Raw genomic sequence first — 12,492 nt, forward strand, 5'->3', positions numbered from 1 at the left:
GTTGCGGTCAGTGACCGTAGGCTGTGAGTGATCGTTTGATGGGCTGTCCAGTTTGGTCGTTGTGCCAGATCGCCGCTGTGAGTGCGAGGATCCGGCACAAGACCCGGGCTGACACTCCTGCAGGGCTCTTGCCGCCGTGTCGTTCCAGGTTGAGCTGCCCCTTGAAGGTCTGATTGATCGACTCGATGACCTGCCGCAGCGGTTTGAACAGGTGTGACCCGGTCAGCTCGGCTTCCCCCTTGCGGGCTGGCCGCAGCAACTTCAGGTGACGCTCGGCAAGGCCGCGCTCGAACTCGCGGCCGAAGTAGTTCTTGTCCCCGATGATCGTCTGCCCGGGGTGAGCGGCGAGGACGTCTGGCGCGGTATCGAGCATGTCGCGCAGTGTTTCGCGCTCGTCCGCCCCGGTGAGTGCGAACAGGACCGGCAGTCCGCCGAGTGTGCACACCAGGTGCAGACGCAGCCCCCAGAAGTATCGCGAGTGTGATGCGCAGTAGCCGTACTGGGCCCAGCCTGCCAGTCTCACGGGAGCAACCGCAGCCGACCGGTGTGGAGTCGACCAGCCACACATCGTCGCTCCACAGTGAGGTATCGCGGGCCACGATCCGGATCATGCTGGTGAGCAGTGAGAACGCGGCGCGCAGCCGCTTGTTGTAGCCGGACTGCTGGGGCACGTAGGGAAACAGGTGGCCGAAGTCCCGCCCGACGCGGCGAAGCCAGCGCCGCTCAGAGGTGTATCCGAGCAGCGCCGACATGACCGCGAGCGTGATCAGCTCGGCGTCACTGAGTGTGGGCGTGATTCCGATGGCAGGCCGCCACGGCGCCAGCCACGGTGAAGCCTTCAACTCGTCGTCAATCCGGGCATAGAGTGCCGTTGCGAGGGTGTCCAGGTTGTTAGTCACACATCGACGTTGGACGCCCTCGCCTCATGTCCGCAGGTGATCCTCTGGACTCATTCAGGGATCCGGGGCGTGCCCACTGCGGTGACTATGCGTCACGGCTATTTCGCAGGGCCTGGATGAGCCAGGGGTACACCGGGATCAGGTTCGGTACTACGTGCCAGCCGTTGACGATCCATACCAGCTGCCAGTATCGGTCTACCCGGGGATCGTGCGTCTCTTCGAACTGCTGGGCCATCCAGTCCCGGAATTCCGTGTCAGGGGTGCGCGCGAGCACCTCGGCGAAGCGGTGCACGAGGTCGTCGATGACGGGTGCGCCCCTGTCGTTGAGCGGGTCGATGCCCGCCTCCATGGCCTCGGCCACCTTCTGACGGGTGAACTCCATCAGTTCCTCGCCGGCATCGCATTCGATGTCGAGCGGGCGCCCGGCCGCCTGACGTACGGCCGTCCGGCGCATCCGGGCACGGAAATCCTCGTCGCCGACCAGCTCGGCGAGCTCCACCCACGCGGTGACCTGCTCGCCGGTCGGATCATCGGGGAGGTCGGGAGTGGCAGCGCGAACCATGGCCACCGCGGCTGGGTCGGCATCCACTGTGCCGAAGGTGCCATCCATGAAATCGTCGATCAGACGGCGGCGTTCCTCGCCGGACAACTGCGTGAGCCTGTGCATGAGCTTGGTCTCCTCGGGACTGGACCCGCGGCTGGCCACGACTCGCAGAACGCTCCGACGCAGTTGCAGCGTCCGGATCTGGACGTCCATGGCGTCGGCGTGCGCCGCGGCGACTTCCGCCACCGAGAGCTCACGGTCCAGTACCCGTTGAATCGTGGGCAGGTCCATGCCCAGCTCGCGCAGTGTGCGCAGGAGTTCCAGACGGAGCAGTGCGTCGAGGTCGTAGAGCCGGTAACCGGCGGGACTACGGGTGGTCGGCGCTACCACCCCCGAATCGGAGTAGAACCGGATGGTCCTCACAGACAAGCCGGTCCGCCGGGAAAGCTCCCCGATCGAGTAGAGGGTCGTAACGTCCATGTCCCCCACTCTGCTGTCTCCAGTCAGTGGAGACTCAAGGCCATTCCCCAGCCGGGCCCCGACCCAGACGTCCACCGAGTCGCTGAAGCATGCGTCGCGTGCTCTCCGCTGACCGCCAAAATGAAACGGGCACGCCTTGCACGTGCTGGGCGGGCGATGGCAGCGACATGCGACGCCACTCGCTGGCGGCCTACGACTACGAGCCCTTGGACTCAATCATCTAGGTAGTAGCCCGTGCCGCACCCCACGTCCAGGACCGTGCCCTGCTCGGGCATCGCGTCGGCCGCCAGGCGGGCCACGGCTTGGCGGATGGGCCCGTAGCTGCCGGTGGACAGGAACCGGTCCCGGGCCCGGGCCATGGCCGCATCGTCGCCGCTGGTGGCGCGGGTGCCCGTCAGAAGGCTGACGTAGCCGTGGCGGGCGATATCGAAGGTGTGGCCGGCCGGGCAGCGCAGTGCGCCGTGGCCGAGGTGGAGACCGGTGCGGCACGTTGGGCAGCGCAGGAGGTCGAGGAACGGTTCGAGGGCAGGGGACAGCGACACGGGCACAAGGCACTCCTGGCAACGGTGAAAGGGAGAGGTCTGTGCCTGCACGTGTTCAGAAAAACGCCGTCCCAAGGGGGAACGGGCCCGGCATCCGGCCGCCTCGGTAACGGGCAGCTCCGGGAACGTAAGTTCACGCAGCAGGCACACCAAGGAGGGCGACGCCGTCCGGCATCGCCCTCGGCCTCCCGGTCAGAGGAAGCAGTAGTGCGGGGTGCTCGTGAACGTCACACCGCGATTCTACGATTTCAGCGCACTGGGAAGCCGAAGGAATATCCCTGCTGCTTCAGCCACGGCAGGAGCTCGCGCAGGGCGGCCACGGTCTGGGAGCGGTCCCCGCCGGCGTCGTGGAAGAGAATGGTCGGGCCGTGGGGTATCTCGTTCTTGACGGTGGCGCTGATGGCGTCGGCGCCGGGGCGCTCGAAGTCCTTGGAGTCGGCGTTCCAGCCCAGCGGCCGCATCCCCCGGGAGGCCGCGAGGTGCCGGCTGTAGGGGGTGAAGGCACCGCCCGGGGCCCTGTAGTACAGCGGCCGGACGCCTCCGGAGGCTTTGGTGATCATGCGTTCGGCGTCCAGGATCTGTCGTGACTGGTACGAGTGGGACTTGGTGTCCATGGTGGTGTCGTGCGAGACCGTGTGGTCACACAGCCGGTGCCCGGCCGCCACCACCGCCTTGACCAGGTCCGGGTGAGCCTGGGCCTGTGTGCCCACCATGCAGAAGGTGGCCTTCACGCCGTTCTCCCGCAGCACTTGCAGCACCTGCGGTGTCCAGATGGGGTCCGGTCCGTCGTCGATGGTGATGTTGACGCCTTGGGCGCCGTGGTCCGAGGCGTGGGCGATGTCCGCCGACACCGGCGCCCGGCCGGTGCCGGAACCCGGTGCGGCGGGGCGCGCGGAGTGCTGCCCGTCGACGGGACCGGCCTGTGCGGTCCATACCGAGGTAGCGGCTGCCAGCGCCGTCACCCCGACCGCCGCCGCAAGTACCCGGCCGTACCATCCCCGCCCGCCATGCCGCGCCATGTCAGCCCTGTTCCTTGTCGTCGTGGTGGATTCCGTGCACCCGTCAGGACGGAGAAACGGCCCCGCGAGATCCCTCTGTTGCTGATCACGGACAATTCCGCAGGGGTTTCGAGACGCGTGAGCGTCCGCGTCGGGAGCCGGTGAGTTCGTTGACCAGCGGTATCGGGCCGGCGGTGCCTGTCCGGACGGACGCGTACGCCATCAACTCGCGGCCCCCGCCGCGTGTTTCACCTGGCCGGTGGGCTCCACCGGCAACATCGACCAGACCTTCAGCGTCGACGGCTCGCTGCTCCAGTCGGAAATCGTTGCCTGAGCTGGCCGGCTTCGTTGTTCCGGGCATGGCAAAGTGGCCGAAGCCGGTTGGTGGGACTGGGAGTTGGAGTCGGTGTTCGCACGGGTTGCGGGCCGGTTCGCGGGGTGGATCTGCGGTGGCGGACGCGGGACCAGGCGCGCGGTCTGCGGTCGGGTGCGGTCCGTCCGACTCGCCTGCGCCAGGCGGTAGTTCACACCGCTTCGCGCAGGTCATCGGATTCCTCGGGTGGGTCAGGAGGCGGTGGGCCAGCTGCGCAGCAGGGCGTCGAGTGCGTTGAGGATCTCGGTCCAGCTCTCCTTGGAGTCGGGGGCGCTGTGGCTGAAGCCGCCGGCGCTCTCCAGGCCGACGTAGCCGCTGAAGACACTGCCCAGCAGCCGCACCGCGTGTGTCTGGTGCGGTTCGGCCAGGTGGTAGCCGCGCAGGATCGCCCGCGTCATCTGGGCGTGCCGGACGCCGGCGCTGGCGGCCGCCGTCTGCGGGTCGAGCCGGAACTGGGCTGCGGCGAAGCGTCCCGGGTGGATGAGGGCGTAGTCGCGGTAGGCGTTCGCGAAGGCGGTCAGGGCGTCTTTGCCGGCCCGTCCTGCCACCGCGGTGGAGACCTGGTCGGCGAGTTCCTCCAGGGCGAGCAGGGCGATCTTGGTCTTGAGGTCGTGGGCGTTCTTCACGTGCGAGTACAGGCTCGCGGTCTTGACGCCGAACCGCCGGGCGAGTTCCGCGGGGGTCGCCTGCTCGAAGCCGATCTCGTCGGCGAGTTCTGCTCCTGCCCGGACCAGGCGCTCCGTGGTCAGTCCTACCCGTCCGGTCCCTGCCATGCTCATCCTCCGAATTGCTTCCCATCTCTGGCATCGACGATTATGCACTTGCCTAATCGAATTAGGTCTGCGCCAAGGGATGGGGCCAGGCGTCTGGCCGTCCCCCGTGACCGGCCGGGCAGTGCCTCGGCGGTCTGGACTTCCTGGGCAGGTGAGATCCCCGGGCCTGGCCTTTGACCGGGCCTGCCTTTGACCGGGCCTGCCTGTGACCGAGCCGGACGGCCGCCCGGCCGGTGTCCGGCTGTGCTCCTCCGGCGGCGGCGCCGGCGCCGGGCAGATGTGCCGCAGCAGGTGCTCGGTGTGCGTGGCCACCGGCACCGGGGGCGTCTGCCTGACGGCCGCGGCGAGGTCCGGGAAGGCCGGGCAGCAGGGCAGCTCGGCCGGCATCTGCATGGGCATCGATCTGGCCTGCCTGCTCCTGTAGGCACGCGGGAAGGAGGACGCGGGCACCGGCGCACGCCTGCGCACGAGTCCCTCACCCTGGAGGAGAAGGTCCAGCCGGCCGTGGCGGACCTCGCCGCGTCATCGCCCAGGTGACCGCGGCCGGGGGCCGCCTCCCGCTCCAGCCCCCCTCCCCCCGGTATCGCGGTCAGCGACACCTTTCTGCCGTCAGGTGTCGGTTCAGCCGGTTTTGCTGAACAGCCGGGGCCGGCTCTGCACGACGTCCTTGACGAACACGATGCCGTCGCTGTCCGCCAGGTGGGCCGGGTCGAGCGGGGCGTAGCCGAACCAGGGGGATACGCGGGGCGCGGGCCGCGTGTCGCCGAGGGCGGTGGCCAGCCGCGGGGCGTCGATGACGCAGCGGTCCTGCGGGAGCGCGTACAGGAGTCCTTCGACGGTGTCCGGCGGCGGGGTGTCCACTTTCTGGTGGCGGATCGTGCCGAGGGCGGTGGCCACGAAGGCATACTCCTCGCCGAGCCGGGCGCTCACCAGCGCACCGGCGCTCCACCACTCCAGCGGTATCCCGCCCATGCGCATCGTGCTCTTGGCCCGCTGGAGATGGGAGTTGTGGGCGTGGATGAGTGCCGGGCCCCGGGCGGCGAGGGCGAGGAGGTTGTGGGCCATCATCTGGTCCCGCAGGCCCACCAGCCGGGTCATGCGGGCCGGTGAGGTGTCGGCCATCCAGTAGTGGTAGCGCAGCAGGCCGGTCGCGGTGCGCCCGTACAGGCGTGCCCGGTCCCAGTCGTCCCGCGAGGTCGCCGTGGTCAGGTGCGGCGTCTGTGCGTCGAGCAGCGCCACCAGATCGTCGGCGAGCAGCCGCAGCCGGCCGGCCTCGGCCGACTGCCCCGCGGACTGGGCCGGGTCCGTCATCGCGGCGGGATGGGTCCACCGGTCGTCGGTGCCGAGCAGGTGGTCGAGTGTGGTTGCGGTGCAGGGGAGCAGGTTTGTGTCCACCCGGGTCGCGAGGTAGCTGTGGAGTGCGGTGAGGGCCTGCCGGGGGCTCGCGGCGTGGGTGATCTCCAGCGGGCCGTCGAAGCCGGCGAAGCGGAGCCGCTCGCAGGCGGGCCGGCCGTCGTTGGCGGCACGGACATTGTAGGCGCGCATCCAGCGCACGAGTTCGCGGTTGGCCGCAAAGGTGCCCCAGCCGTGGCTGAATCCGTGTTCCATGGCCTCGTCGAGAGTGCCGGTGCCCGAGGTGACGTAGTCGTCCACGGCCAGGCCCGTCAGGCAGTCGCTCTCGATCGCGATCGTCCGGTAGCCCTCCTGCTCGACGAGCTGCCGGAAGAGTTCGTTGCGCAGGCCGAGGAGAGTGTCCTCGCCGTGGGTGGGCTCGCCCAGGGCGAGCAGCCGGGGCCGGGCCGGGAGCAGCCTCATGACGGCGGCGGCCTCAACAGCATGGGCGGTGTCCTTGATGCCAGTAGCCATGCCTTCGACGGTATCGTTGAAGCTTCGGTTGAAACTTTTCCGCGATATCGGCAGGTTCATGGGGCGAAACCTTCAAAGCGGTGAGCGGCTCAGGCCGGTTGATCTGGCGCGTGGGCACGGTCTGTCCACGCAGGCGGTCAGGAATTACGAGGAGGCCGGCATCCTTCCGGCCGCCGGCCGCACACCCCACGGCTACCGCACCTATACCTCGCTGCACGCGGGGGCCCTGCGCGCGTTTCTTGCGCTGGTGCCCGGCCACGGCCACCGGACGGCGGCGTCGATCATGCGGGCGGTGAACGAGGGCGCGGTCGATGAGGCGTTGCGCCTCATCGACGAGAGCCACGCCCAGCTCCTCGACGACCGGCGGACCCTCCAGGCCGTGGAGAGCGCCCTGCGCGACCTGGAGCCCACCACGGGGTCCGGGCCCGGTGGGGGGTCCGGGCCGGCCGCGGGGTCCGGGTCCGGGTCCGGCGGCACGTTCATCGGGCCGCTGGCACACAAGCTCGGGATCCGGCCCGCGACGCTGCGCACATGGGAACGCGCCGGGCTGGTGCGCCCGCGCCGCGACCCGCTGACGGGGTACCGCGTCTACGACGAGGCCGACGTACGGGACGCCCGGCTGGCCCACCAGCTCAGGCGGGGCGGCTACCTGCTGGAGCAGATCGCCCCGCTGATCGCCCGGGTGCGGGCGGCCGGCGGCCTGGAGCCGCTGGAGGCCGCCCTGCGCGACTGGCACGGCCGGCTGTCCGCCCGCGGGCGGGCGCTGCTGGCCGGGGCCGCCGGGCTGGAGGCGTACCTCCACGAGCGCAGGAAAACCAGGTCCTGACCTGCGTCTTCAAGGTTGAAAAACACCTGCTCGGCTTGTTCTTGGCCTTCCGGTGCTGAACGGTGCCTCGCCTCCAGGTGTCCTGGCTCCAGGTGAAGCCCTAGGCCCGCGCGGGCAGCCAGCCGCGCTGGACGGCCCGTACGCCCGCCTCGAAGCGGCTGCGGGCCTCCAGGCGTTCCATGAGTTCGGAGGCGATGCGGCGGGCCGTGCGGGGCGAGACGCCCAGGCGCTTGGCGATCGTCTCGTCGGTGTGGCCCTCGGCGAGGAGGCGTACGACGGTGGCCTGCTGGCCGGTGAGACCGTGCCGGTCCACGGGGACGGTGTCCCCCAGCGGCTGCGCGCCAGCCCACGTCGTCTCGAACAGGGCGTGCAGCGCGGTCAGCGTGCCCTGTCCGGTGAGGACCACCGCTCCGGCCGCGGTGTCGTCGCTGCTGACCGAGATCAGCGCGGTCTTGCGGTCCATGAGGATCAGCCGGGTGGGCAGGGCGGGCACGGTGCGCACCTGGCCGCCCAGGGACGTGAGCCATCTGGCGTGTTCGACGGTGGCCCGGTCGGTGCGCACGCTGTCGAGGTAGAGCGTGCGCATGCGCACCCCGCGGCCGAGGAGGTCCCCGTTGAGCGGCCGGGACGCGGCCATGTTGTCCGCGGTCTGCGGGCCGCCCGGGGCGAAGGTGAGCAGCTCCTCGCTCACCTCGCGCGTGAGACCGGTGAGCCGGTCGCGTATCTGGTCCAGGCCCACCAGTTGTTCCACCTCGGGGTGGCGGGTGGCCGGGCGCAGCTCGGAGTACTCGGAGATCAGCTGGGCCGCGGCTGCCCGCGAGGCCTCCACGCGCTGCTGCTGCGCGGCGAGTTCGGCCTGCTGGCGTGCCATCAGGATCTCCATGCCGATGTCGGGCGAGACCGCGCGCAGCCGCCCCGCGTCCTCGGCGGACATCCGCACGAGCGCCAGTTCGCTCAGCATGTCGAGTGCGTCGCGTACGTCCCCCTCCGGTACCTCCAGGTGTACGGCGAGTTCGGCGACGCCCGCCTGCGGATGCATCAGCATCGTGCGGTAGACCGTCTCAGCGGCCGTGTCCAGACCCAGTGTGGTCAGCATTGGTAACCCCCCAGTTCCCATGGCTTTTGCCAAAAAGCGAAACGATCTTTCCAGACTGTTGCCGGTTACGACAGACGGTGGACGGAACAGGCCACGGACGGAACAGGCCAAAGCGGACGGCCGTGGTGGGTGCCCGTGTGCTGGGACGGTAGAGGCATGTACCTCGTCCACATCCATCTGGAGTTTCCGCCCCGGACCCAACTCCCCTTCGGAGCACGGGACATGATCCGGGCGGCCCTCACGGCGGACGACCTCGTCGAGCACGTGGCCGTGCATCCCCGGTCGCCGTCCCGGCTCACCCTCGGCTTCTATCTGCTCGCCGCCCGCCTGGAGGAGGCGGAGGAGAGAGCCGCACGGGTGAGCCGCCGGCTGGCGGAAGACGTTCCCGTCCTGCGCGGGGCCCGGCTGCGCGGCGCGGGGGTCCCGCTCGTGCCGCTGGCGTTCGAGCGGACGCCGGGCTGATCAAGCCGGTGGACTGATCGGGCCGCCGGACAGGGCCGGGCCGGGAGGGCCGCCGGGGCCGGGAGGGCGGCCGGTCGGGCCCGGGTCGTGGCCGTGGCCGTGGCCGCCGGCCGGGGCCGGTGTGGACGCATCCGTCCAAGGCCCCTTCCGTCCACCGGCCACCCCTTCCCGCCCGCCTGACCTGCGGCGAAGCTATGAATCACCGGCCGGGACACGCACCACCGCGGGGTGTGGGAACGGGCCGGAGCCGCCTCATAGTTGACGCCGGAAGGACCCGAACAGTCATGAGCCGCACTCGTATCGCCCAGGCCGCCGCGGTCGCCACCCTCGCCCTCGCGGCCACCCTCGCCGCTCCGGCCTTCGCGTCCGAGTCCGCAACGGCCCGGGTCTTTGCCGCCGGCGACGCGGGCTGGCAGGTCGCCCCCGCCGACGCCGGCTGGCAGTGAGCGGCCCCCCGCACCCGCCTGTGGCCCTGCTGCTCCCCGTGAGCGGCAGGGCCACAGGCGGGTGCGGCCCTCCTGGGCGCGGCCCCTGACCTTGGACCGGACAAGGGCCGTCACATTCTCCGCGCTCCGGCGCCGGCTCTCCCCCACGGCGGGCCCCGCGACGCCAAGCGGGCTCGGGGGCAGGGAAACAAGACCGCCTGGCCCATGGGCCAGGGCCAGTTCGGGCCGGTGCGGCATCCGGCGGCACTGCCGGTGCAGTCGCGCCACCGAACGCGCCAACTGGTGACGCCCCTGCCGCCCAGGCATGCGGCATCCGGCGCGGCCGTCCAGGAGGCGCCGCACGGCCGCCGCGGAACCCTGTCGGCCTCTTCCCGCGTTCCCAGTGAGATGACCTTCACCCCCGCCGCGCCTTCGGGCTACTGTGCGGCCGGACGGAGTTGAGGCCTGTGCCGCCGGGCGTCGTTTCGACGGTCCCGGCGCCGCCGCACCGGTTCGCCTGCTCGAGGACACCTCCGGTTCGGTGCCGGGTCGGCAAGGGGGGCAAGCGCGCAGCCCGGAGGCGAGGGCCAGCAGCCTTCGGGGCGGGTGACGGATGAGGGGGCGGGTACGTTTCCCTGCGGCGCAGCAGCCGCCCCTCATGGAGTTCGGCCGGCGGGCGTGTGTCGCCGATGCCGGGTTCGGGGATCCAGTCCGGTGACACTCCCCGGTCCCTCTCACCCCGGCACGACACCTGATGCCGCATCGCCCGCCGGGCGGCACTCGGCACGGGCCTGACGGCAGGCGTGTCGCACCCCGTTGCCGGCAGGGCTGCGCCGAGGTACCGGGCGGTGTCACTGGCCGCCGGCGGCGTGGCGTGGTGGGCGCCGCAGAACCCGGTTGCCGGTGCAGCGGCCGACGTCTGGGTCGCCCCCGCGGGCAGAGCAGCGAGCGGCGCCCTGCCCCAGTAGAGGTTATCTGCGCCCCCGACACTCCGAAATCTATGTCCGCCGGAGTAGACATTGTGCGGTGGCGTGGTTATGGTTTCTCTCGTAGCCAAGGGAGAGCAAGCCCGGCAGAGATGAACTGCCAGGCGGTAGTACCGCAGTTCGCAGGACGGTGCGGTGGTGGAGTTCCGAAGCCAGGGCTTTTGCAGGACGGTGACGGGACTGACGACCGGACCGGGTGGCCCGCAGTATTCAGGGGCCGCCGTTCAGCAGTGCAGTGGTGAGTGGCTTCTCGGTGAAGGCGTCGGGCTGCGGGCGCGCGTGCCGGGAGGTTCGGCGGCGGGGTTCTGGGCCGGAGCGGTTCAGGTCGGTTCCAACGAGGCCGGCTGCCGGACAGAGTGGCGCTTTCCGGGGCCACCAGTAGTTCGCATCACCAGGAGTACCCGCAGTACAGCAGTAAGAGCGGTATCAGCAGTTCGCAGTACCGGTTTTGGCAAGTGATGGGTTCAGAGGGAAGAACGGAGGAGTTGAGCGCCATCAGGATCGCCCGGGCGTACGACGTGAGCCCGGGTACCGCAGGACATCGATAGGTAGGTGGTCTCCGGTCACGCATCCGCGATCCCCGCATCCCGCCCGCGTATCGGGCGGCCGTGCGGACTTCAGTAGGCCGGCGCAGCACTGAGGCCGGCAGATGGTGTAGCAGTTCCTTCGGGGCCCTGGTGCCGTACAGCACCAGGGCCCCTCCACGCGTTCCAAGAAGAGGCACCTGGCCGCCGAGGCGGGGATCGCCGTCGTCACCGTCCCGCCCCGGAATACCTCCCGGCACTGCCCCCGTTGCCTGAGCCCGCTGCGGCAACGGGGGCAGTGCCGGGCTGGAAGTGGGCCTTGTGTCCCGACCGGGCCGGATGCGGTTGGCAGGGCGACCGCGACCACGGCACCTGGCAGCGCATCGCCGCACGCGGCCTCACGCATCAGGCGTCCCGCGCAGAGCCGCGCGGTCATCCGCCGGTAGGCGGCCTGGATACCGCCGACGCCGCGGCGGGCGAGGAGGGAGCAGCGGGGCCACGCGATCCCACCGGTCATCAGACACAAGATCATCCGGCACCTGCAGAACTCTGCCGCCCGCTAGCCCAACTGCCAAGCCCCTGAACCAGAATTCATTCTGAAATGATCAGTAAGGGAGGCCTTCCCCGTGGGGTGCCTGCGGCCGGCGGTCCGCGCCCATGCGACGAGCCCGTTCTCGCGAGCCGACCGGAGCCGAATGCGAGCGGCAGATTCCGGGAGCCGCGCACACGTGGGAACCGTGCGCAGTGGGCAGAGCGCAGGGGCGGGCCCGATCAGTTGGCCGACGTGTTCCGTGTCATCTCGGCTGCCTCGGTGATGGCGCGTTGTCTGAGATCGCCGAACAGCTGCATCGTGACGGCGGCCAGGACGTCGTCCCCGCCAACAGTCCGCCCGTCCCCGCGGCGGGTGGACAGGGCGAGGAGGGGGTCCTTGAGCAGCGGGGCCGGGGCTGGCTCGCCCGGCACCACCAGACTGACCGTCCCGAACCGCTTGACCCCGCCCTCGCGGACGACCTTGGCCGCGTCCCGGGCCAGGGCCGTCAGGAACACGCTCACGATTCCGTCCAGGTCGCGGACCATCGCCGGGACCGCCCTCACCCCCCGGCTTGCCAGCAGCCTTCTCACCCCGGCCTCGAACCGGTGGGCGCCAGCCACACCACTCGGTGTACGCGCCCCGCGGCGCTCACGAAGAGACACGAGCGCACCATCGGCGTTGCGCACCTCGCCCATCAGGCCGTGGAAGGTCGGGCTGTGCAGGTACCACGCCGATCCCACCTCCACCTCGACGTTCCGGTCGATCGCCGAGATGAGGTCCTTGGGAATCAGCCTCTTCCTGGCCTCCTCGGCCGCCGCGCTTCTCGCGCCGTCGATGATCTCCGTCAGCACGGTCCGCGTCACCGACGCGGCGGCCCACGCGGCCGGCCGGGAGACGTGCAACGAGGTCACGTCCCTGAACACCGCTTTGACGAGCTGAGGCTTGAACGGCAGGTCGGTCACGAGGGAAGCGGTCTGCGGACCGCTGCGCTCGGTGCGTAGGGGTTGTGTGGTCATCGAAGAATGTGCTTTCTGCTGTCGGAGGTGTCAGTGGCCCATGCCGCACCAGGCGGCGAGACCACAGAGCTCTGCGGAGGGCGCCGAGCCGGCACAGGGCCTGCCGGGCGGGGCCCGCTGGCACACAGAGGTGCAGGCGGCCCCGCCCGG

At 70.4% G+C, this 12,492-nt stretch carries 11 protein-coding genes and 2 pseudogenes; 5 read left to right on the plus strand and 8 right to left on the minus strand.

Annotated features, from left to right (window positions below; all coding sequences use genetic code 11):
- Positions 1-7: 7 nt before the first annotated feature.
- The 5 genes and pseudogenes from SAVERM_RS00825 to SAVERM_RS00845 all read right to left on the minus strand — a co-directional run bounded on the left by SAVERM_RS00825 (position 8) and on the right by SAVERM_RS00845 (position 4,609).
- A pseudogene (locus SAVERM_RS00825) lies at positions 8-899 on the minus strand (IS982 family transposase).
- A gap of 85 nt (positions 900-984) precedes the next feature.
- Complete coding sequence (locus SAVERM_RS00830) at positions 985-1,923, minus strand: MerR family transcriptional regulator (protein WP_037652249.1); 939 nt, start codon at positions 1,921-1,923, stop codon at positions 985-987.
- 221 nt (positions 1,924-2,144) lie between these two features.
- Positions 2,145-2,471, minus strand: a pseudogene (locus SAVERM_RS00835) (putative RNA methyltransferase); the annotation flags it as partial.
- 242 nt (positions 2,472-2,713) lie between these two features.
- Positions 2,714-3,484, minus strand: coding sequence for a polysaccharide deacetylase family protein (locus SAVERM_RS00840; RefSeq protein ID WP_010981517.1), 771 nt, complete (start codon positions 3,482-3,484; stop codon positions 2,714-2,716).
- 543 nt (positions 3,485-4,027) lie between these two features.
- Positions 4,028-4,609, minus strand: coding sequence for a TetR/AcrR family transcriptional regulator (locus SAVERM_RS00845; protein ID WP_010981518.1), 582 nt, complete (start codon positions 4,607-4,609; stop codon positions 4,028-4,030).
- A gap of 205 nt (positions 4,610-4,814) precedes the next feature.
- Here SAVERM_RS00845 and SAVERM_RS44070 point away from each other — a divergent pair, with 205 nt between their 5' ends.
- Positions 4,815-5,033, plus strand: coding sequence for an FBP domain-containing protein (locus SAVERM_RS44070; protein WP_010981519.1), 219 nt, complete (start codon positions 4,815-4,817; stop codon positions 5,031-5,033).
- A 197-nt stretch (positions 5,034-5,230) separates the two neighbouring features.
- Here the strand turns inward: SAVERM_RS44070 and SAVERM_RS00855 are convergent, their stop codons facing one another.
- Positions 5,231-6,475 carry an erythromycin esterase family protein gene (locus SAVERM_RS00855; protein WP_010981520.1) on the minus strand — a complete coding sequence of 415 codons (1,245 nt, stop codon included), beginning with the start codon at positions 6,473-6,475 and terminating at the stop codon, positions 5,231-5,233.
- A 58-nt stretch (positions 6,476-6,533) separates the two neighbouring features.
- Here SAVERM_RS00855 and SAVERM_RS00860 point away from each other — a divergent pair, with 58 nt between their 5' ends.
- Complete coding sequence (locus SAVERM_RS00860; RefSeq protein ID WP_010981521.1) at positions 6,534-7,301, plus strand: TioE family transcriptional regulator; 768 nt, start codon at positions 6,534-6,536, stop codon at positions 7,299-7,301.
- 100 nt (positions 7,302-7,401) lie between these two features.
- Here the strand turns inward: SAVERM_RS00860 and SAVERM_RS00865 are convergent, their stop codons facing one another.
- On the minus strand, positions 7,402-8,397 hold the full coding sequence (locus SAVERM_RS00865) for a helix-turn-helix transcriptional regulator (protein WP_010981522.1): 996 nt from the start codon (positions 8,395-8,397) through the stop codon (positions 7,402-7,404).
- 156 nt (positions 8,398-8,553) lie between these two features.
- Here SAVERM_RS00865 and SAVERM_RS00870 point away from each other — a divergent pair, with 156 nt between their 5' ends.
- The 3 genes from SAVERM_RS00870 to SAVERM_RS45675 all read left to right on the plus strand — a co-directional run bounded on the left by SAVERM_RS00870 (position 8,554) and on the right by SAVERM_RS45675 (position 11,240).
- The gene (locus tag SAVERM_RS00870; protein ID WP_037652235.1) at positions 8,554-8,859 is read left to right on the plus strand and encodes a hypothetical protein; all 306 of its coding nucleotides are present in this window, start codon (positions 8,554-8,556) and stop codon (positions 8,857-8,859) included.
- A gap of 284 nt (positions 8,860-9,143) precedes the next feature.
- Positions 9,144-9,305 carry a hypothetical protein gene (locus SAVERM_RS43170; RefSeq protein ID WP_167544187.1) on the plus strand — a complete coding sequence of 54 codons (162 nt, stop codon included), beginning with the start codon at positions 9,144-9,146 and terminating at the stop codon, positions 9,303-9,305.
- Between the two features lie 1,707 nt (positions 9,306-11,012).
- Positions 11,013-11,240 (plus strand): hypothetical protein, encoded by a 228-nt coding sequence (locus tag SAVERM_RS45675; RefSeq protein WP_420822303.1) that lies wholly within the window; start codon positions 11,013-11,015, stop codon positions 11,238-11,240.
- A gap of 325 nt (positions 11,241-11,565) precedes the next feature.
- Here SAVERM_RS45675 and SAVERM_RS00875 read toward each other — a convergent pair whose 3' ends face one another.
- Positions 11,566-12,342: a hypothetical protein gene (locus SAVERM_RS00875; protein ID WP_010981524.1), complete on the minus strand. Its 777-nt coding sequence runs from the start codon at positions 12,340-12,342 to the stop codon at positions 11,566-11,568.
- Positions 12,343-12,492 lie beyond the last annotated feature (150 nt).

The organism is Streptomyces avermitilis MA-4680 = NBRC 14893, assembly GCF_000009765.2.
Classification (GTDB): domain Bacteria; phylum Actinomycetota; class Actinomycetes; order Streptomycetales; family Streptomycetaceae; genus Streptomyces; species Streptomyces avermitilis.